Origin of the sequence: Sinorhizobium sp. RAC02 (genome assembly GCF_001713395.1) — a bacterium.
GTDB lineage: Bacteria > Pseudomonadota > Alphaproteobacteria > Rhizobiales > Rhizobiaceae > Shinella.
On record NZ_CP016452.1, the window covers coordinates 336,388 to 356,106 of the forward strand.

General features: G+C 64.1%; 17 protein-coding genes. 11 read left to right on the plus strand and 6 right to left on the minus strand.

Annotated elements, in window-relative coordinates; translation table 11 throughout:
* Positions 1-3: 3 nt before the first annotated feature.
* From BSY16_RS22765 to BSY16_RS22785, 5 genes are all read right to left on the minus strand, one after another.
* Complete coding sequence (locus tag BSY16_RS22765) at positions 4-972, minus strand: threonine ammonia-lyase (protein ID WP_069062137.1); 969 nt, start codon at positions 970-972, stop codon at positions 4-6.
* A gap of 65 nt (positions 973-1,037) precedes the next feature.
* Positions 1,038-2,285 (minus strand): kynureninase, encoded by a 1,248-nt coding sequence (gene kynU, locus BSY16_RS22770; RefSeq protein ID WP_069062138.1) that lies wholly within the window; start codon positions 2,283-2,285, stop codon positions 1,038-1,040.
* A 15-nt stretch (positions 2,286-2,300) separates the two neighbouring features.
* Entirely contained in the window at positions 2,301-3,224 is a 924-nt protein-coding gene (locus tag BSY16_RS22775) for an ABC transporter permease (RefSeq protein ID WP_069062139.1), read from the minus strand.
* A 5-nt stretch (positions 3,225-3,229) separates the two neighbouring features.
* Positions 3,230-4,009 (minus strand): ABC transporter ATP-binding protein, encoded by a 780-nt coding sequence (locus BSY16_RS22780; RefSeq protein WP_069062140.1) that lies wholly within the window; start codon positions 4,007-4,009, stop codon positions 3,230-3,232.
* A 59-nt stretch (positions 4,010-4,068) separates the two neighbouring features.
* Complete coding sequence (locus BSY16_RS22785) at positions 4,069-5,055, minus strand: ABC transporter substrate-binding protein (RefSeq protein ID WP_069062141.1); 987 nt, start codon at positions 5,053-5,055, stop codon at positions 4,069-4,071.
* Between the two features lie 159 nt (positions 5,056-5,214).
* On the opposite strand from BSY16_RS22785, the gene BSY16_RS22790 reads away from it, so the two are divergent.
* The 9 genes from BSY16_RS22790 to BSY16_RS22830 all read left to right on the plus strand — a co-directional run bounded on the left by BSY16_RS22790 (position 5,215) and on the right by BSY16_RS22830 (position 14,704).
* Entirely contained in the window at positions 5,215-5,976 is a 762-nt protein-coding gene (locus BSY16_RS22790; protein WP_069062142.1) for a GntR family transcriptional regulator, read from the plus strand.
* 79 nt (positions 5,977-6,055) lie between these two features.
* The gene (locus tag BSY16_RS22795) at positions 6,056-6,580 is read left to right on the plus strand and encodes a MarR family winged helix-turn-helix transcriptional regulator (RefSeq protein ID WP_069062143.1); all 525 of its coding nucleotides are present in this window, start codon (positions 6,056-6,058) and stop codon (positions 6,578-6,580) included.
* Positions 6,581-6,780: 200 nt separating this feature from the next.
* Positions 6,781-9,102, plus strand: a complete 2,322-nt coding sequence (locus BSY16_RS22800) for a bifunctional salicylyl-CoA 5-hydroxylase/oxidoreductase (protein WP_069062144.1) — start codon at positions 6,781-6,783, stop codon at positions 9,100-9,102.
* Complete coding sequence (locus tag BSY16_RS22805) at positions 9,099-9,869, plus strand: SDR family NAD(P)-dependent oxidoreductase (RefSeq protein ID WP_069062145.1); 771 nt, start codon at positions 9,099-9,101, stop codon at positions 9,867-9,869. Before BSY16_RS22800 ends, BSY16_RS22805 begins: the two co-directional genes overlap by 4 nt.
* A gap of 11 nt (positions 9,870-9,880) precedes the next feature.
* Positions 9,881-10,723, plus strand: a complete 843-nt coding sequence (locus BSY16_RS22810; protein ID WP_069062146.1) for an enoyl-CoA hydratase family protein — start codon at positions 9,881-9,883, stop codon at positions 10,721-10,723.
* A gap of 2 nt (positions 10,724-10,725) precedes the next feature.
* Entirely contained in the window at positions 10,726-11,913 is a 1,188-nt protein-coding gene (locus BSY16_RS22815; RefSeq protein WP_069062147.1) for an acyl-CoA dehydrogenase family protein, read from the plus strand.
* 13 nt (positions 11,914-11,926) lie between these two features.
* Positions 11,927-12,355, plus strand: a complete 429-nt coding sequence (locus BSY16_RS22820; protein ID WP_069062148.1) for an acyl-CoA thioesterase — start codon at positions 11,927-11,929, stop codon at positions 12,353-12,355.
* Complete coding sequence (locus BSY16_RS22825; protein WP_069062149.1) at positions 12,333-12,728, plus strand: RidA family protein; 396 nt, start codon at positions 12,333-12,335, stop codon at positions 12,726-12,728. Before BSY16_RS22820 ends, BSY16_RS22825 begins: the two co-directional genes overlap by 23 nt.
* Before the next feature lie 11 nt (positions 12,729-12,739).
* Positions 12,740-14,704, plus strand: coding sequence for a 3-hydroxyacyl-CoA dehydrogenase NAD-binding domain-containing protein (locus tag BSY16_RS22830; RefSeq protein WP_069062150.1), 1,965 nt, complete (start codon positions 12,740-12,742; stop codon positions 14,702-14,704).
* A 96-nt stretch (positions 14,705-14,800) separates the two neighbouring features.
* Here BSY16_RS22830 and BSY16_RS22835 read toward each other — a convergent pair whose 3' ends face one another.
* Positions 14,801-16,132, minus strand: a complete 1,332-nt coding sequence (locus BSY16_RS22835; RefSeq protein WP_069062151.1) for a dicarboxylate/amino acid:cation symporter — start codon at positions 16,130-16,132, stop codon at positions 14,801-14,803.
* Between the two features lie 222 nt (positions 16,133-16,354).
* Between BSY16_RS22835 and BSY16_RS22840 the strand changes: the two genes are divergently transcribed.
* Positions 16,355-18,193 (plus strand): sensor histidine kinase, encoded by a 1,839-nt coding sequence (locus BSY16_RS22840; RefSeq protein WP_069062152.1) that lies wholly within the window; start codon positions 16,355-16,357, stop codon positions 18,191-18,193.
* A complete protein-coding gene (locus tag BSY16_RS22845) occupies positions 18,190-19,548 on the plus strand; it encodes a sigma-54-dependent transcriptional regulator (RefSeq protein WP_069062153.1) in 1,359 nt (452 codons plus the stop codon). Before BSY16_RS22840 ends, BSY16_RS22845 begins: the two co-directional genes overlap by 4 nt.
* The last annotated feature ends 171 nt before the right edge of the window (positions 19,549-19,719 follow it).

Here is a 19,719-nt window from a genome sequence, read left to right on the forward strand (position 1 = left end):
TGCTCAGGCGGCCGGAATACCGCCGCCGAGCACCACGGAATAGGCCTCCGCATCGATATTGCCGCCGGAGATGACGCAGACGATGTTGCCCGTCAGATCGGGCCGTGCGATCGCGGCGGCGAGCGAGGCCGCGCCCGCACCTTCGGTGACAATCTTGGCCTTCCTGAACAGCAGCCGCATCGCCTCCGTCACTTTGCCAGGGCTGACGGCAATGGCGCCGTCGATCAGGTCCCGGGCGATCGGCCAGAGTTGCGGCACCAGCGAGGGGCCGCCGATGCTCTTGATGAAGGACGGCCGGGTTTCGATCGTCACGATTTTTCCCGCTGCAAGGGCTGCGGTGACCGGCGCAGCGCTGTCGTCCTCGACCGCGAAGACGCGCGCCCGCGCGGAGACGGCCTTGACCGCGCTGGCGACCCCGGTGGTCATGCTGCCACCGCCATAGGGCGTCAGCACCACGTCGACATCGGGCAGGTCCTCGACGATTTCCATGCCGATGGAGCCGTTGCCGTTGAGCACCGCCTGGTCGGTCACCGGGTTGATCAGCAATTCCGGCGCATCCGGCCGGTCCGCGCCGAAAATGTAGTCCCACCAGGTTTGTGCGCTGACGAAGCGTACCTCGCCGACGAGGCTCCGGACACCATCGATCTTGGTCTGCGGCGCCCCGCGATACATGTAGGCCACCATCGGCACGCCGGCGCGGCGCGCGGCCCAGGCCATGCCATAAGCCATATTGCCGGAACTGGTGACCGCGACGCCTTTGCTGAGCGCCGAGCGATCACGCGACAACACCGCATTCAAAGCCGGCCGGAGCTTGAAGGCGCCGATCGGCGACAAGGTTTCCAGCTTCAGGAAGATTGTTCGGTCCGGGAAGCCGAGGTCGAGCTTGACGAGCGGCGTGCGGGCCAGGTGCGGCGCGATGCGCAAACGCGCCTCGGCGATCTCGTCGAGGGTCGGGCGGTGTGGTTTGGTCATGACGAAAGGCCTCCCGATATCCTCTGTTGAGAAACTGCGGGCGGAGAGCGCCCGCGATCGCAAAATCAGGTCACGGCGGCCCGGACGGCAAAGCGTGCATCCTGCCATGCGCCGGTGCGCAAAATATCGTCGAGGATCACGACGGCCTGCCACACGTCCGCATAGCGGACATAGAGCGGCGTGAAGCCGAAGCGCAGGGTCGAAGGGGCACGAAAATCGCCGATCACGCCACGGGCAATCAGTGCCTGCATGATCTCATAGGCGTTCGGATGGCTGAAGGACACCTGGCTGCCGCGTTTTGCGCGGTCGCGCGGGCTTTCCAGTTCGAGGCCATGGCCGGCGCATTTTTCTTCGACGAGCGCAATGAAGAGATCGGTAAGGCCGAGGCTCTTTTCGCGCAGGGCGGCCATGTCGACTTCGTCCCAGATGTCGAGTGCGCCCTTTAATGCGCGAAGCGACAGGATCGGCTGCGTGCCGCACAGGAAGCGGCGGATGCCATCGCCAGCCGCATAATGTGTTTCGAAGGCGAAGGGGCGCGCGTGGCCCCACCAGCCGCTGAGCGGCTGGCGGATGTTCCCGTGGTGCCGTTCGGCGGCGTAGATGAAGGCCGGCGCGCCGGGGCCGCCGTTCAGGTACTTGTAGGTGCATCCGACGGCGAAATCGACATTCGCACCGTCGAGATCGACCGGCAGGGCGCCCGCCGTGTGGCAAAGGTCCCAGATGACGAGCGCGCCGTTCTCGTGGGCCTTCTGCGTCAGCGCCGCCATGTCGCGCAACTCGCCGGACTTGTAGTTGACGTGGTTGACGAGAACCACGGCGACGTTGCCGTCGATCAGATCCTCGATATCAGGTGCATCCACGCCTTCGAGGCGGAGCGATGCACCGGGACGCGTCGAAACCACGCCCTCGGCCATGTAGATATCCGTCGGAAAACTGCCGCCTTCGCTGACGATGACCGAGCGGTCCGGCCGAAGCGCCATCGCGGCGTGCAAGGTTTTGTAGATGTTGATCGAGGTCGTATCACAAACGACCGTCTGGCCGGCAGCGGCGCCAATCAGGCGCCCGACCCGATCGCCAAGCGCCAGCGGCATGTCGAACCAGCCGGCGGTGTTCCAGCTGCGAATGAGGTCGTGCCCCCATTCTTCCGTCGCCGCCTTCTGCAGCTCGGCGAAGGCGGCATGCGAGGCGACGCCCAGCGAATTTCCGTCGAGATAGACGAGGCCCGGCGGCAGGATGAAGCGTTCACGCATGGTGCGCAGCCCATCAGCGGCATCCATGGCCTCGATCTGGGTGAAATCAGGAAGTGCAGTCATCGGATGGTCCTTGGATTATTCGCGAACGGTTTCGCGGGCGGGTGCTGCCCCGCGGCTGCGCTTGAGGCTCGGCAGGGCCAGCATGGCCAGAACGAATAGGCCCGTCGCCAGCTTCAGGTCCGGCGGCGGCATGCCGGCGGCAAGGCAGAAGGAGACGAGCTGATAGTAGACGATAGCGCCGACGAAGGGGGCGGCGAGCTGGCGCGGCACGCTACTCTTGCCGACTATCGCCTCGCCGATCATCAGCGCCGCAAGCCCGTTGATCAGGATGCCGAGGCCCATATTGACGTCGGCAAAGCCCTGCGACTGCACCATCAGCGCGCCGCCGGTTGCGGAAAAGGCCCCGGCAAGCCCGACGCCGCCGATGGTCGCGAGCCAGACATTGATGCCCTGCGCCTCGGCCATGTCGGGATTGGCGCCGACGGCGCGCACGGCCGTGCCCTTTTCGGTGCGAAAGAAATAGAGGAGCAGGATGAAGACGAGGAGGCCGATGGCCCCGGCCATGACGATCTTGCTCGCCGGAAAGCCGGGCTGAAGGAATGGCACCCAGTCAAACACCGTCGTCGAGCCGAAGACCGAGAGGTTCGAGCGGCCCATGATGCGCAGGTTGATGGAGTAGAGCATCGTCATCATCAGGATGCCGGCGAGCAGCGTGTGGATCCGGAAACGCAGGTGGATGAAGGCCGTGCAGCAGCCGGCGACGAAGCCGGCAATGAGCGCAATCAGGATCGCCGGGAGCGGTGACATGCCGGCCGCCATGAGCACGCCGCAGACGCAGCCGCCGAGCGGGAATGCGCCTTCGCTGGTCAGGTCCGGAAAGCTCAGCATGCGGAAGGGGATCATGATGCCGAGCACGACGAAGGCGAGGATGAGGCTCTGCGCCAGTGTGACGGGAACGAGTGCGATGAAGCTCGCGACGGTGTTTTGAAGAAAATCCATGGTCGTCAGCTCGCCAGAAACATGCGGTCGGTTTTGACGGAGAAATGGCCGATCAGGTCCGGGACCGTGATCGCGGTTTTCTCCCCGCCGGCGATTTCGAGGCGCACGCGGCCGGCATCGAGCATGATGACCCGGTGGCCGAAATCCACGGCGTGCTGCATGTTGTGCGTCACCATCAGCGTGGTCAGCTTCAGGGCCTCGACGGCGCGGATGGTGGCCTGCATGACGATGTCGGCGGTGCGCGGATCGAGCGCCGCGGTGTGTTCGTCGAGCAGCAGCAGTTCCGGCGAACCGCCGACCGCCATGATCAGCGAAAGTGATTGCCGCTGCCCGCCCGAAAGCAGTTCCACCCGCGTATCGAGACGGTTTTCAAGCCCGAGGCCGAGCAGCGACAGGCGCTCCTTGTAGGACGCCAGCCGCGCGGGATTGAGGCCGCGGCGGAGTGTGCGCTTGTTGCTCCGGAGATCGGCCAGCAGCATGTTTTCCGCCACCGTCATCGAGGCCGCGGTGCCCTTCATCGGATCCTGGAACACGCGTGCGAGCCTGATGGCGCGTTTGTGCACGGGCATGGCCGTCACGTCGTCGCCGTTGATGAGAACCTTGCCGGTATCGAGAACGAGTGCTCCGGAAATGGCATTGAGCATGCTGCTCTTGCCGGCACCATTCGAGCCGATGACGACGCCGAATTCACCCGTTTCGAGGCGCAGAGAGAGATCGTTCAGCGCGGTCTTCTCATCTGCCTGTCCCTTGTAGAATACCTTGCGGGCCGACCGGATTTCCAGCATTGGCTTCCCCCCTTTATTGTTGGGTGACGGCGCTTGTCGCGCCGCCACCGGTTCGCAGATCAGTCGATCAGGCAACCACAATCGGCGAGCGAGGCCGGCACTTCGAGACCGAAGGCGGCGAGCGTCTTCTTCGAGATCAGCGGCTTGTGGTCCTCATAGGCCGGGCGCCACGGGGCGATGGACTTCGGGTCCTTGCCCTTGAGGATTTCCGCGGCGATCCGGCCGGCGGCAAGGCCGACCTGCTCATAGTTCACGGCAAAACTCGCCGGAACGACGCCGTCGCGCACCGCACCGTCATCGGAGTTGACGATCGGTATCTGCGCCTGGCGTGCGGCGGCCGAAACGGCGGCGATCGCCGGCTGGAGCAGGTTGGAGGCCGGCGTATAGATCACGTCGGCCTTGCCGGCGAAGGAAGCGATGCGCTGCTGGATGTCGTTGACGTTGTCGACGCCGACATCCACCACCTCGAAACCGGCCGCCGGTGCCGCTTCCTTGATCTTTTCAAGCAGCGCCGCGTCGTTCGCCTCGCCCGGATTGTAGGGCACGCCGAAGCGCTTGGCGTTCGGCAGAAGCTTGTGGGTGAATTCCATCACAGCGGCGACGTCCTGAAGGTCGGTTGCGCCCGTCATGCCCTCGTCGCCTGCCTCCCAGGAGGGCACCAGCTTGGCGGCCACCGGATCGGTGACGGCGGAAAAGACCACCGGAATGCCGGAGCCGGCGAGTGCCTTCTTGGCGATCTGCGAGACGGGGGTGGTGATCGTGTAGATCAGCTTCGGCTGTTCGGCCTGGAGCTTGGCGATCATCTGTGGCACCAGCGATGCGTCGAAATTGGTGTGACTCTCGCTGTAGACGACGTCGGTTCCCTCGACGAAGCCGTTTTCCGCCAGAGCCTTCTTGAAGCCGGCGATCGATGCGGCGAGCTGCGGGTGCTCACCGAAATTGGCGATGCCGATGCGGATCGGCTCGGCGGCCGCCACTCCTGCGCCCCATGCGAGAGCGCCGGCGACCAGAAATCCGGAAATCCAATTCTTTTTCAGGCTGCTCATGAAATCCTCCCAGATACGACAAGCGGCCGCCGTTCCTCAGCGGCTTGCAGGGATCATGGCGGCGGGACGCTTTCTTGTCAAACAAATATATATAGTTTTGAAATAAACGCGTGATTATATATATTTGTGTCCATTGGGTGCAGGCGTTAAGGGAACTTGATGCAAGATCAGGAGCAATCGACCAAAACCGAATCCGCCTACCGGCTTCTGCGGCGCGACATACTCGCGACGCGGCTGAGGCCTGGTGCGCCGATGAAGCTGAGCGCGCTGCGCGATCGCTATGAGATCGGCTGGACGCCGCTCCGGGAGGCGCTGTCGCGGCTGGAGGCCGAAGGGCTCGTCACGGCGATCAGCAATCGTGGTTTTGCTGTGGCGCCGGTCTCGCGCGAGGAATTGGAGGATCTCACCCGCGCCCGTCTGGTCGTCGAGGTCCCGCTTCTCCTGGAAGCAATCGAGAATGGCGGCAGTGAATGGGAGTCGGCGGTCGTCACCGCGCATTACCGGCTGTCGCGCTGCAAACTCGTCGTCGAAAGCGCTACCGAAGGCGAGATTGATGAGTGGGACGAGAGGCACACTGCCTTCCATGCCGCGTTGATCAGCGCCGCGCGGTCCAACTGGCTCCTGCGCTTCCAGGCGACAATTTCCGACCAGCTGCGCCGGCACCACCGGTTCCTCAGCCTTGCCCCGGCAATGCGAGCTGCGGAGGGCAGGAGCGAGGGATATGAGGAAGCGGTTTCCGCGCTGCGCGACGCCATGGCAATCGAGCACCACACCGAACTCATGGAGGCCGCGCTCGACCGGAACATCAACCACGCGCGGGCGCTGATGGCCGATCACATCGGCTTTACGGTCAATGTCTATGCGCAATCGGAGGACGGCAGCGGTTCTCTACCCGCATTGCAGGCGCAGCCGTCAAAATGACGGCGCGACGTCCGGCCTGTCCAAGCGATGGAAACATCTCTAGAAGACAAGGTGACGGTATAGAAAGCGGGCGTTTGCAATGACGGGTGACGACAAGTTCGACATCGCGCCGGACTGGCTGGATGGCGAAACCAAGGTCCTTGAGGCTCCGCACGATCACCGGGCCGAGCTTCGGCTCTGGCTGCGCCTTTTGACCTGCTCGACTCTGGTCGAGAGCGAGGTGCGGCGGCGGCTCAGGGAAGAATTCGACTCGACCCTGCCGCGCTTCGACCTGATGGCCCAGCTCGAGCGCGCGCCGGATGGCATGGTGCTTGGTGAAGTCTCCAAGCGCATGATGGTCTCGCCGGGCAACATCACGGTTCTGGTGGAGCGGCTGACCGAGAGCGGGCATCTCAGCCGCACGACGCTCCCGACCGACCGGCGCGTGCAGATCATTGCGCTCACCCCCTTCGGCCGCGGTGAATTCGAGAAGATGGCGGCCCGGCATGCCGACTGGATCTCCGACCTCTTTGCCGGTCTCGCACCAGACGATGGCAGCCTGCTGATGGACGAGCTTGCCAAGCTCAAGCGCTCCATCATGGCTTCGCTTGCCAAGGGCGCCTGAAACGTCCTTTCCGTCTTTTCTGACGCCCTTTGAAGCGAGCCGTTCCCACGCGGCGCGTCCGTCAAAGGTGCGTGCTCGCCCAAAACAATTTTAAGCTTGAAATTTCTTTCGAACGGGTCCACCTTGCTTCTCGCAGTCCGAGGCGCCCCGACAGCGTCTTGACAGCGACACGCGCAGCCGGACCTCGGGAGGAGAACGACATGCGGATCGTCTGTATCGGTGGTGGGCCTGCCGGGCTCTATTTTGCGCTGCTGATGAAGCGCCAGCACCCGGAACATCATATCACCGTCGTCGAGCGCAACCGCGCCTTCGATACGTTCGGCTGGGGCGTGGTGTTCTCCGATGCGACCATGCAGTCGATGCGCCAGTGGGACCCCGAGACGGCGGAGGCGATAGAGGTCTCCTTCAACCATTGGGACGACATCGAGCTGGTCTTCAAGGGCCGCAAGATCCGCACGACCGGCCACGGCTTCGTCGGCATTGGCCGCCGGAAGATGCTCAACATCCTGCAGGACCGCTGCCTGGAACTCGGCGTCGAACTGCTGTTCGAGCGCGATGTGGAGAGCGACGCGGAATTTGCCGATGCGGACCTCATCATCGCGTCGGATGGCGTCAATTCGCGCCTTCGCAACAAATATGCCGAGGTCTTCCAGCCCGATATGGTCGTGCGGCCGAACCGCTACATCTGGCTCGGCACCAACAAGCTGTTCGACGCCTTCACCTTCGATTTCCAGCGCACCGAACACGGCTGGTTCCAGTCGCATATCTATCGCTTCGACGACACGACCTCGACCTTCATCGTCGAGACGACGGACGACGTCTACAAGGCCAACGGTCTCGACCAGATGGACCAGCAGCAGTCCATCGAATTCTGCGAAAAGCTCTTTTCCGGCACGCTGGACGGTCACAAGCTGATGACCAATGCGCGGCATCAGCGCGGCTCCGCCTGGCTGAATTTTGGCCGATTGATCTGCGAAAAATGGAGCCATTTCAACGGCAAAAGCCATGTCGTGCTGATGGGCGACAGCGCCCATACCGCCCATTTCGCCATCGGCTCGGGCACCAAGCTCGCCATCGACGATGCAATCGAGCTGACCCGGCAATTCGATATCCTCGGCCACGACAAGGCGCACATCCCCGCCGTGCTTGCGGCATATGAAGAGGTGCGCCGCGTCGACGTCGCCCGCATCCAGAATGCGGCACGCAACGCCATGGAATGGTTCGAGGTCGTCGGCACACGCTATGCCGATACGCTGGAGCCCGAGCAGTTCATGTATTCGATGCTGACCCGCTCGCAGCGCATCAGCCACGAAAATCTTCGCCTGCGCGACAAGGTGTGGCTCGAAGGGTTCGAGCGCTGGTTCGCCGAGCGGTCGGGTGCGGAGCCGGCAGCAAACGGCACGGTGCCCCCGCCAATGTTCACGCCGTTCAAGCTCCGCGGCCTGACGCTGCGCAACCGCATCGTGGTGTCGCCGATGGCGATGTACTCGGCAACGGATGGCGTGCCGGGCGATTTTCACCTGGTGCATCTCGGCGCACGCGCTATGGGCGGTGCCGCCCTCATCTTTCCGGAAATGACCTGCGTGACGGCCGATGCCCGCATCACGCCCGGCTGCCTCGGCCTGTGGAACGACGACCAGCAACAGGCCTTCAAACGCATCGTCGATTTCGTCCACCTCCAGACACCAGCCAAGATCGGCATCCAGCTCGGCCATGCGGGGCGCAAGGGTGCCACGAAACTGGCCTGGGAGGGCATCGACCAGCCGCTCATCGACGGTGGCTGGCCGCTGATCTCGGCCTCGGCCGTGCCCTATCTCGCGCATTCTGAGACGCCGCGCGAAATGACCCGTGAGGACATGGACCGTGTCGTCCAAGACTTCGTGCGCGCTGCCGAACGAGCCCGAGACATCGGCTTCGACATCCTCGAGTTGCACGCCGCACACGGCTACCTGCTGTCGAGTTTTCTCTCGCCGCTGACCAACCGGCGCACCGACGCGTATGGTGGCGAGCACGCGGCCCGCGCCCGCTTCCCGCTCGAAGTGTTCCACGCCATCCGCAAGGTTTGGCCTGAAGACAAGCCGATCTCCGTGCGCCTGTCGACGCATGACTGGCTTGAAGGCGGCAACACACCGGAGGATGCGGCGATTTTCGCGCGGATGTTCAAGGAGGCTGGTGCCGACATGATCGACTGCTCTTCCGGCCAGGTGGTGAAGGAGGAAAAGCCGGTCTACGGCCGCCTGTTCCAGACGCCGTTCTCCGACAAGATCCGCAACGAAATCCAGGTCCCGACCATCGCCGTCGGCGCGATTTCCGAGGCCGATCACGCCAATTCGATCATCGCGGCCGGCCGCGCGGACCTCTGCGCCATCGCCCGTCCGCATCTGGCAGATCCGTCCTTCGTGCTGCACGAGGCGGCGAAGATCGGCTATGACGCCCAGCCCTGGCCAAAGCAGTACCATTCCGCCCGCGGGCAATATGTCAGCAACCTCGCCCGCGCGACAACGACGGCGGGCAAGTCATGAGCAGACGGCACGCCCTCGTCACAGGCGCCGGCAGCGGCATCGGCAAGGCGATCGCGCTTGCACTCGCGGCCGATGGTCATGTCGTGAGCCTGGCAGGCCGGCGCGCGGCCCCCCTGGAAGCTGTGCGCGATGAGATCCGTGCGTCAGGCGGGGAGGCCTTTGTCCGGGATGGCTTCGACGTCAGCGACGCCGCTGCCGTCGAACGCGGCATTGCGGCGGCGATCGCTGAAGCCGGCGATATCGCGGTGCTCGTCAATTGCGCTGGCGAGGCGCCGTCCGCGCCGTTCGAGAAAACCGACCTAGCGCTCTGGCAACGGGTTCTCTCCATCAACCTGACCGGCGTCTTTCTGGTGACACAGGCCGCACTCGCCTCCGTGCGCCGGGCCGGAAACGGCCGGATCGTCAACGTCGCCAGCACCGCGGGCCTGACAGGCTATGCCTATGTCTCGGCCTATTGCGCCTCCAAACATGGAGTCATCGGCCTGACGCGGGCGCTGGCACTGGAACTGGCGCGCAGCGACGTCACCGTCAACGCTGTTTGCCCCGGTTTCACCGACACGCCGTTGATCGATGGCGCGCTCGACACGATCAGCGAGAAGACCGGCCGCTCGCGCGAGGACGCCCGCGCCAGCCTCGCCCGCGCCAATCCGCAGGGCCGGCTGGTGACACCCGCCGAGGTGGCCCACACCGTTTCCTGGCTTGCCTCGGAAAAGGCGACCGCGATCACCGGCCAAGCCATCGCGGTGGCCGGCGGCGAAGTTCTGTGAGGATAGACGACATGACGAACCCCATGCAGGCCAAGAAACGTCCCTTCAAGGGTCATGAGGCAAAACACTTCCTGTTCGAAACGGATGCCGACGGCCGCATCGCCACGATCACGCTCAACCGCCCGGACAAGAAGAACCCGCTGACCTTCGAAAGCTATGAAGAGCTTGGCGATCTCTTTCGCTCGCTTTCGCGCGCCAGCGATATCCGCGCGGTCGTGCTGACCGGCGCCGGGGCCAATTTCTCCTCCGGCGGGGATGTGTTCGAGATCATCGAGCCGCTGACGCGCATGGCCATGCCGGACCTTCTCGATTTCACCCGCATGACCGGCGAACTGGTGCGCCAGATGCGGGCCTGCTCGCAACCGATCATCGCGGCCGTCGATGGCATCTGCGCCGGTGCCGGCGCCATTCTGGCGATGGCCGCCGATTTCCGTGTCGCGACGCCGGAGGCGAAGACCGCATTCCTGTTCACCCGCGTCGGGCTTGCCGGTGCGGATATGGGCGCCTGCGGTATTCTACCCCGCATCATCGGCCAGGGCCGCGCCGCCGAGCTGCTCTTCACCGGCCGCGTCATGACGGCGGCGGAAGGCCATTCCTGGGGCTTTTACAATGCCCTGCACGAGCGCGACACGCTGCTCGCCGAAGCGCAAAAATTTGCCCGCACGGTCGCCGATGGTCCGTGGTTCGCCCATGCGATGACGAAAAAGATGCTCGACCAGGAATGGGCGATGGGCATCGACCAGATGATCGAGGCGGAAGCACAGGCCCAGGCGATCTGCATGGCGACCGGCGATTTCCGCCGCGCCTTCGAGGCCTTTGCCGCCAAGGCAAAGCCCGTCTTCGAGGGGAACTGACCATGCACTCCGAACGCAAGACGCTGACCCGCGACCATCTCGACTGGCCGTTCTTCGACGAGACTCACCGCGCCCTTGCTGCGGATCTCGACGGCTTCGTTGCCCGCGGCAGCCTCGATGAAGTCGATCACGGCGATGTCGATGCCGCCTGCCGGCAACTGGTCACAGCCCTTGGTGCCGCCGGCCTTCTCCGTCCCTGCGTGCCAAAAGCCTTCGGCGGTGCGAGCGAAGAGATCGACAGCCGGGCGCTTTGTCTCGTTCGCGAGACGCTGGCCTATGCCGACGGCCTTGCCGATTTCGCCTTCGCCATGCAGGGGCTCGGCACGGGCGCAATCAGCCTTTCCGGTTCGCAGGCGCTGAAGGAGCTTGTCCTGCCCAAGGTCGCAGCCGGCGAATGGATTTCCGCCTTTGCCCTTTCCGAGCCCGATGCCGGATCGGATGTCGCCGCTTTGGCCTGTGCGGCGCGGCGCGATGGGGACGATTTCGTGCTCGACGGCGAAAAGACCTGGATCTCGAACGGCGGCATCGCCGACGTCTATACGGTCTTCGCGCGCACCGGCGAGGCGCCCGGCACCCGCGGCATTTCCGCTTTCGTCGTCTTCGCGGATACGCCAGGCTTCACGATTGCCGAGCGCATCGAGACGATCGCGCCGCATCCGCTCGCCCGCATCCGTTTCGACAATTGCCGCATTCCAGCTGCGCAGCTTCTCGGCAGCCCGGGCGAAGGCTTCAAGATCGCCATGCGCACGCTCGACATTTTTCGCCCGTCCGTTGCGGCGGCCGCAACCGGTTTCGCACGAAGGGCGCTCGACGAAGCGGTGTCGCACGCCAAAAATCGAAAGATGTTCGGCGCGACGCTGGCCGATCTGCCGACCGCGCAAAGCACACTCGGCGAGATGGCGACCGCGATAGACGCCGCAGCCCTCCTCACCTGCCGCACCGCCTGGAAGCGCGACGTGCAGAAGCAACCGACGACGCCCGAAGCCGCGATGGCGAAGATGACGGCGACGGAAAATGCGCAATGGGTCATCGACCAGGCGCTCCAGCTTTTCGGTGGCCGCGGCGTGCGCTCCGGCGAGATCACCGAACGGCTCTACCGGGAGATACGGGCGCTGCGCATCTACGAGGGCGCGACCGAAGTTCAAAAGCTCATCATCGGCCGCGAGCTGGTGAAGACCTCGACGCGATAGAGGGGAGGCAACCGTGTTCACGATCAAAAAACCATTGCGGTTCGGGGATTGCGACCCATCGGGGATCGCTTACTTCCCGTCCTACCTCAACATCCTCGTCGGTGTGCTGGAGGACTTTTTCGCCTCGCTCGGCTTTCCCTGGAAGGCAATGAATGACGAGTTGCGCATCGGTGTGCCGACGGTGCGCCTCGACCTCACCTTCCGTCGCCCGGGCTTTCAGGGCGACGAGCTGGATTTCGCGCTCGCGGTGCATGGCGTCGGCCGTTCGTCACTCGACATGGACCATACGGTCTCGGCAAGGGGCATCGTGCTCTGGACCGCCAAACACCGCATCGTCGCCACCTCGCTCGATACCCATGCCTCGCTCGCCTGGCCGGACGATATCCGCGCCGCACTGACATCTCATCTGGAGACGCCCCATGCACACCATCCTGCAACCTGAAGGCTGGGCAAAGCCCATCGGCTATTCCAACGGCGTGGCGGCGACGGGCCGCACGTTTTTCGTCGGCGGCCAGATCGGCTGGAACAAACACTCCGAATTCGAGACCGACGATTTTGTCGAACAGGTGCGCCAGACGCTGAAGAATGTCGTCGCCGTGCTCGCGGCAGGCGGCGCCGAACCCCACCACATCACCACGATGACCTGGTATTTTACCGACAAGCAGGAATATCTCGGCAACCTGCGCGGCATCGGCCAAGCCTACCGCGAAACCATCGGCAGGCACTATCCCGCCATGGCGGCGATGCAGGTGGTCGCGCTGGTCGAGGACCGCGCCAAGATCGAGATCCAGGCCACGGCCGTCATCCCCGAATGAGGCTTGCCGCAATGGCCGAGATGCGATTTTCCGAGAGTGTTTCTGCCCGGCTGGACGGGGACGTTCTTGTCGTTGCCATCGACAACCCGCCCGTCAATGCCCTCTCGGCGCATGTCCGGTCCGGTCTGGTCGCGGCACTGGACTATGCCGCCGGTGCTCGCGATATCGTCGGGCTTGTCATCTCGGGCACGGGCCGCATCTTCATAGGCGGGGCGGATATCCGGGAGTTCGGCAAGCCCCCGGTCGCGCCCTCGCTGCCTGACGTGATCGACCAGATCGAGGCTTTCGAGAAACCCGTCGTCTGCGCCGTAACCGGTGCAGCCCTTGGCGGCGGTTGCGAGGTCGCGCTCGCCTGCCACGGCCGCATTGCCGGCGAGAACGCCACGTTCGGCCTGCCGGAGGTAAAGCTCGGCATCGTTCCGGGCGCCGGCGGGACACAAAGGCTGCCGCGCCTGATCGGCACGATTGCGGCCATAGACCTCATCGGTACGGGACGGGCGGCAAAGGCCGAGGAAGCCGTGGCGCTCGGCCTCGCCGATGCTATCGCTGCCGATCCCCTGACGGCGGCCATTGCAGCCGCGCGTGAAAATGCCGGGCGACCGCTTCGCCGCACCGGCAGGATCACGATTCCCGCGGTGGATGCCGCCGCTGTCGATATGGCGGAGGCAAAGGTCGTTGCCAAAAGCCGCGGCCAGTACGCCCCCGTCGAAGCTGTTCGACTCGTGAAGTCGGCAGGCCACTTCGACCTTGAACAGGGCTTGGCGGAGGAGCGCGCCACATTCCTGCGTTTGCGCGATTCCGAGGAATCGGCAGCCCTGCGACACGTCTTCTTTGCCGAGCGCGCCGCCTGGAAGGTCGAAACGCTCACTGATGTGTCGCCGCGGCGGATCGAAACCGTCGGGGTGGTCGGCACGGGGCTGATGGGCTCCGGCATTGCGGTCTCGGCGCTCACCAGCGGTTACCACGTCATCGCGCTGGAGCAGACTCCAGAGGCCGCGGCCAGTGGGCGCGAGCGTATCGCCGGCATTCTCGCCAAGGCCGTGCAATCCAGGCGCCTGACGGCGGAGGGACGCGAGGCATGCCTTGCCCGGCTCGAAGCGACTGCCGAGGCGAAGGACCTTGCGACGGCCGATCTCGTCGTGGAAGCCGTCTTCGATGACCTCTCCGTCAAGACGGATCTGTTTCGCAGGCTCGACAGCATCGTCGCGCCCGATGCTATCTTGGCGACCAACACGAGCTATCTCGATCCCGATACGATTGCGGCCGCAACGGCCGATCCGTCCCGCGTGGTCGGCCTGCACTTCTTCTCGCCCGCCAATGTCATGCGGCTCGTGGAGGTCGTCGATTGCGCGAAAACCGCGCCCGACGTGCTGGCGAGCGCACTCAACTTCGTCAAGCGCCTCGGCAAGCTTGCTATCGTCTGCGGCGTCACCGAGGGCTTTATCGGCAACCGCATCTTCTCCGCCTATCGCCGAGAAGCGGAGTTCATGCTCGAGGACGGCGCCCTGCCGCACCAGATCGATTCTGCGCTCGAGGCCTATGGCTTTCCGATGGGCATTTTCGCCGTCAATGACATGGCCGGCCTCGAAATCGCCTGGGCACGCCGAAAGCGGCTGGCCGCGGCCCGCGATCCCGCGGAGCGTTATGTCGAGATCGCCGACAGGCTCTGCGAAGCAGGTCGCCTCGGCCGCAAGAATGCCCTCGGCTGGTACGCCTACCCAAGCGGCGAGCGCACGATCGATCCCGCGGTGACGGCAGTGATCGAAGCGGCGCGGGCGGCGAAAAACATCGTTCCGCGGGCTTTTGCATCGGAAGAGATCATCGATCGTCTCCTTGCGGCAATGGTCGATGAGGGGAGAGCACTGCTCGCCGAAGGTATCGCCGCGCGGCCCGGCGATATCGATCTGGTCATGATCAACGGCTACGGCTTTCCCGCCCACAAGGGCGGACCGATGTTCGCCGCGCAAAAGAGCTAGAACTTAGCGGCGGGCGTAGCGGCTGGCGGGCAAACATAAAAAGAAGCGCCGCTGAAAGAGCGACGCCTCCGAATTGATGCCGTTACTCTTGGAAGATCACTCGGCCGGCTGGAGAGCGGTTTCCCCGATCAGCGTTTCTGGCGCGGTGCCGCTCAGCACTTCCTTCAGCTTCGCCTCATCCAGTTCGTTTTCCCAGCGGGCGACGACGATGGTGGCGACGGCATTGCCGACAAAGTTGGTCAGAGCGCGGCATTCCGACATGAAACGATCGATGCCGAGGATCAGCGCCATGCCGGCAACCGGCACGGAGGGCACGACCGAGAGCGTGGCGGCAAGCGTGATGAAACCGGCGCCGGTGATGCCGGCGGCGCCCTTTGAACTCAGCATGGCGACGAGCAGCAGGAGCAGCTGATCACCGAACGACAGAGGAATGTCGACCGCCTGTGCGATGAAGAGGGCTGCGAGCGTCATGTAGATGTTGGTACCGTCGAGGTTGAACGAGTAACCGGTCGGAATGACGAGGCCGACCACCGAGCGCTTGCAGCCGGCCTTTTCCATTTTCTGCATCAGGCCCGGCAGTGCCGCTTCGGACGACGAGGTGCCGAGAACGAGCAGCAGTTCCTCCTTGATGTAGCGGATGAGCGCCAGGATCGAGAAACCGTTGTATCTGGCGACGGCGCCCAGCACCACGAAGACGAAGAGGAGCGAGGTGATGTAGAAGGTGGCGATCAGGAAGGCGAGGTTGGCGACCGAGCCGATGCCGTATTTGCCGATGGTGAAGGCCATGGCGCCGAAGGCGCCGATCGGGGCCGCCTTCATCAGGATGGCGACCAGCCGGAAGATCGGGCTCGTCAGCGCCTGAAGGAAATCGACGACCGGCTTGCCCTGTTCGCCGACCATGCCGAGCGCGATGCCGAACAGCACCGAGAAGAACAGCACCTGCAGGATGTCGCCCTCCGCGAAGGCACCGACGATGGTCTGCGGAATGATGTTCATCAGGAAGCCGGTGATGGTCGATTCATGCGCCTTGCTCGTATAGGTTGCCACCGCATTGGCATCGAGCGAGGCGGGGTCGATGTGCATGCCGGCGCCCGGCTGCACCACATTGGCGACCAGCATGCCGATGGCCAGCGCCAGCGTGGAGAAGGTGAGGAAGTAGATCATCGCCTTGCCGGCGACGCGGCCGACCTTCTTCAGGTCCGACATGCCGGCAATGCCGGTGGCGACCGTCAGGAAGATCACTGGCGCGATGATCATCTTGACGAGCTTGATGAAGGCATCGCCGAACGGTTTCAGGCTGGCACCGAATTCCGGATAATAATGGCCGACCAGCATGCCGGCAACGATGGCGACGATCACCTGGAAATAGAGGTGGCGGTAGAATGGCAGGGGAGCACGCGGTTGCGTGTCGACAGACGAAATGTGCATGGCTTCCTCCGTTCGCACCCCAACCGGAAACCGGCTCTTCCCGGGGTGACTTGCTGAAACTGAAACATGTTCAGCAAGGGGCGTGCCAAGTTGCGAAGCGCAGGATAAGCTATTGTAAATAGTTACTTATTTCTTCAGCACTGCGAAAGCACCCCCGTGCTCTGTGCGAATTTCCGCACAGAGAACATTGAGTCTCGTGCGGCTTTATGCTCAAAATCAAAAATGGAGGCGCCCTCACCGACCCGCACAGCGGCAGATCTTTCCCGCACGGCACGGCGGCAGTGGATCGTTTTCGCCCTTGCCCTCCTTTCGATCGCGATTGCAGCGCTCTATGCGGCCGGCATCTATGGCCGGTCCGCCGCGCTTTCGGCGCTGGAGGAACAGGGGCACGCCGATGCCGGTCTCAAGGTCGCGCTTCTGCGCGCCGTGCTGGAACGCCCGCGTGCGCTCCCCTTCCTGCTGTCACGCGATCGGGACGTCACCGAGGCGCTGGCCGGGCCCGATCCTGCCCGGCGTGCCTTTCTCGACCGCAAGCTGGAAGAACTGGTGGCGGGCACCAGTGCTGCGGTGATCTATGTCATCGACACGAAGGGTGTCGCGATTTCAGCGAGCAACTGGCGCGAACCGACGAGTTTCGTCGGCAACGACTATTCGTTTCGTGCCTATTTCTCGCGTGCGATGAAGGACGGCACGGCCGAGCATTTTGCGCTCGGCTCGGTCAGCAAACGGCCGGGCCTCTATATATCGCACCGGATCGGCCCGGCCGCAGCCCCGCTCGGCGTCGTCGTCGTCAAGATGGAGTTCGATCAGCTCGAGCGCGACTGGCACGAGACGCAGCGCCCGTCCTACATCGTCGATGCAGACCATGTGGTGCTGATCACCAGCATCCCCTCCTGGCGTTTCATGACGACCGAACCGTTGCCGGCGGAAAACCTTGCCGCCATTCGCGAGAGCCTGCAATTCGGGGAAGCGCCACTCACGCCTCTGCCCTTCGAGAGGACCGCGGACGGCCTGCTTCGCGCCGTACAGCCGGGCGGCGGCGCGGAAACCTATTTGCGCATCACTGCGCCGGTCGTCTCGACGCCCTGGCAATTCGAATATCTCGTACCGGTCGCCGGCACGGTTGCCGCCGGCATGCGGGAGGCCCAGCTTCTCGCCCTTATTGCCATCGGCGCAATCACGATCGCGGCTGCGATCTGGCTGCGCCGTCGCCAGACATCGCTTGCCAACGCTGCTCGAGCCCAGGCGGCCCGCGACGAACTGGAGCGCCGCGTGGTCGAGCGCACCATGGACCTCAGCCTTGCCCGCGACCGCCTGCAAGTCGAAATCGCCGAGCACCGGGAAACCGAAACGAAACTGCAATCCGTGCAGCAGGATCTCGTGCAGGCCAACCGGCTGGCCATTCTCGGCCAGGTCGCCGCCGGCGTCGCGCATGAGATCAACCAGCCGCTCGCCACCATCCGTGCCTATGCCGACAATTCCAAGGTCTTTCTGGCCCGCAGCAAACCCGAGCCGGTGCTCGAAAACCTCGGTCTCATTGCCGACCTCACAGACCGGATCGCGACGATCACCGAGGACCTGAAGGCGCTTGCCCGCAAAGGGCGGTCCGGTGAGGAACCGGTCGTGCTGCTGGAGGTCATCGACGGCGCCATCATGCTGCTGCGCAGCCGCTTCACCGGCCGCCTCGAACGCCTGATCATTGCCCCCATGCCACAGGATCTCGCCGTCCTGGGTAACCGGCTCAGGCTCGAACAGGTGTTCATCAATCTCTTCCAGAACGCGCTGGAAGCCGTCGCGGACAGGGCGGATGGGCGGGTGGACGTTTCCATCGCGGTCACCGATGGAGACGTCGCCATTTCGGTAGCCGACAACGGACCCGGCATTTCGTCGGCCATTCTGGGATCACTCTTCGAACCCTTCAACACCTCCAAGGAAAAGGGCCTTGGGCTCGGCCTCGTCATCGCCAAGGATATCGTCTCCGATTATGGCGGACGGCTTGAGGTCGAGACGGATGCGGGCGGGGCCTGCTTCAGGGTCCATCTGCGAAAGGTTCAGCCATGACCATACCCGTCCTCCTCGTCGACGACGACCGGCAGCTTTTGCATGCGACGGCCCAGACGCTGGAACTGGCCGGCTTCGACGTCACGCCCTTCGGCGCGGCCACCGACGCGCTCGCACGCATCGACCGGAGCTTTGCCGGTGTCGTTGTTTCCGATATTCGTATGCCCGGCATGGACGGGCTTCAGCTGTTCGAGCGCATCCGCGGGCTTGATCCGGAAGTTCCTGTTATCCTCGTCACCGGCCACGGCGACATTCCGACGGCCGTCAAGGCCATTCAGGATGGCGTCTACGATTTCATCACCAAACCCTTCCCTGCCGAGCGGCTGATCCAATGTGTGCACCGCGCCGCCGAAAAACGTGGCCTCGTCCTGGAAAACCGCCGTCTCAGGGAGGCAGCCCGGCAGGCCGAGGACGATTTTCCGCTGATCGGCCAAACGCCGGTGATGGACCGCCTGCGCCAGATGCTGCGCCAGATCGCCGACACGGATGTCGACGTCCTGGTGACCGGCGAAACGGGCAGCGGCAAGGAGGTGGTCGCCCGTTTGCTGCACGGCTGGAGCCGCCGCTCCAAGGGCAATTTCGTCGCCCTCAATTGCGGCGCGCTGCCGGAACAGGTGATCGAAAGCGAGCTGTTCGGCCATGAACCGGGCGCCTTCACCGGCGCCCAGAAGAAGCGCATTGGCCGGATCGAACATTCGAGCGGCGGCACGCTCTTTCTCGACGAACTGGAAAGCATGCCGCTTTCGACCCAAGTCCAACTGCTGCGCGTGCTCGAAATGCGCGAGGTCACGCCGCTCGGCACCAACGAGGTGCGACCCGTCGATATCCGCATCGTCGCGGCTGCGAAGGTCGACCTTGCCGACCCGGCACAACGCGCGACTTTTCGCGAGGATCTCTACTATCGTCTGAACGTCATCTCGCTCTCCATCCCGCCGCTGCGCGAACGCCGGGAGGATATTCCGCTTCTCTTCAGCTACTTCGCCGAGCGGGCTGCGCGGCGTTTTCAGCGCGAAACGCCACTCCTTTCCGCCGACGTCCTGCGGCATCTTGCCGATCACGACTGGCCGGGAAACGTGCGTGAACTTTCCCATTTCGCCGAGCGCACCGTGCTGGGCCTGGTGCCGACGCCCCTCGCACCCGCCGTACCGGTGCTCGATACCTCCGGTACGCTCCCGGAGCGGCTGGAACGGCTGGAGGCGGAGATCATCCGGGATACGCTCTCCGCCCATGGCGGCGACGTGCAGGAGACGATCGCGGCGCTGGGTATCCCGCGCAAGACCTTCTATGACAAACTCCAACGCCACGGCATCGTTCGACGCGCGTTTTCCAGCAAGGCCGACGAGGAAAACCCGTGACAACGACAAATCCGAAGGCCGCCGCCACGCGTTGGTTTCGAACCGCCAAAAAAGCTGTAATTCGCGGTCCGGGAAAGCTTAAACCGCCCCGGGACATTGTCGAATGTCCTCCCGCGCACCATGTCATGAAGGCTATAAGCGCGCTGCCTAGGATCTTCGTGGCGAATGCAG

Bases quoted from the DNA above. Each gene is read 5' to 3' on its own strand.
- BSY16_RS22765 (WP_069062137.1), bottom strand. From the start codon at position 972: ATGACCAAACCACACCGCCCGACCCTCGACGAGATCGCCGAGGCGCGT.
- kynU (WP_069062138.1), bottom strand. From the start codon at position 2,285: ATGACTGCACTTCCTGATTTCACCCAGATCGAGGCCATGGATGCCGCT.
- BSY16_RS22775 (WP_069062139.1), bottom strand. From the start codon at position 3,224: ATGGATTTTCTTCAAAACACCGTCGCGAGCTTCATCGCACTCGTTCCC.
- BSY16_RS22780 (WP_069062140.1), bottom strand. From the start codon at position 4,009: ATGCTGGAAATCCGGTCGGCCCGCAAGGTATTCTACAAGGGACAGGCA.
- BSY16_RS22785 (WP_069062141.1), bottom strand. From the start codon at position 5,055: ATGAGCAGCCTGAAAAAGAATTGGATTTCCGGATTTCTGGTCGCCGGC.
- BSY16_RS22790 (WP_069062142.1), top strand. From the start codon at position 5,215: ATGCAAGATCAGGAGCAATCGACCAAAACCGAATCCGCCTACCGGCTT.
- BSY16_RS22795 (WP_069062143.1), top strand. From the start codon at position 6,056: ATGACGGGTGACGACAAGTTCGACATCGCGCCGGACTGGCTGGATGGC.
- BSY16_RS22800 (WP_069062144.1), top strand. From the start codon at position 6,781: ATGCGGATCGTCTGTATCGGTGGTGGGCCTGCCGGGCTCTATTTTGCG.
- BSY16_RS22805 (WP_069062145.1), top strand. From the start codon at position 9,099: ATGAGCAGACGGCACGCCCTCGTCACAGGCGCCGGCAGCGGCATCGGC.
- BSY16_RS22810 (WP_069062146.1), top strand. From the start codon at position 9,881: ATGACGAACCCCATGCAGGCCAAGAAACGTCCCTTCAAGGGTCATGAG.
- BSY16_RS22815 (WP_069062147.1), top strand. From the start codon at position 10,726: ATGCACTCCGAACGCAAGACGCTGACCCGCGACCATCTCGACTGGCCG.
- BSY16_RS22825 (WP_069062149.1), top strand. From the start codon at position 12,333: ATGCACACCATCCTGCAACCTGAAGGCTGGGCAAAGCCCATCGGCTAT.
- BSY16_RS22830 (WP_069062150.1), top strand. From the start codon at position 12,740: ATGGCCGAGATGCGATTTTCCGAGAGTGTTTCTGCCCGGCTGGACGGG.
- BSY16_RS22835 (WP_069062151.1), bottom strand. From the start codon at position 16,132: ATGCACATTTCGTCTGTCGACACGCAACCGCGTGCTCCCCTGCCATTC.
- BSY16_RS22840 (WP_069062152.1), top strand. From the start codon at position 16,355: ATGGAGGCGCCCTCACCGACCCGCACAGCGGCAGATCTTTCCCGCACG.
- BSY16_RS22845 (WP_069062153.1), top strand. From the start codon at position 18,190: ATGACCATACCCGTCCTCCTCGTCGACGACGACCGGCAGCTTTTGCAT.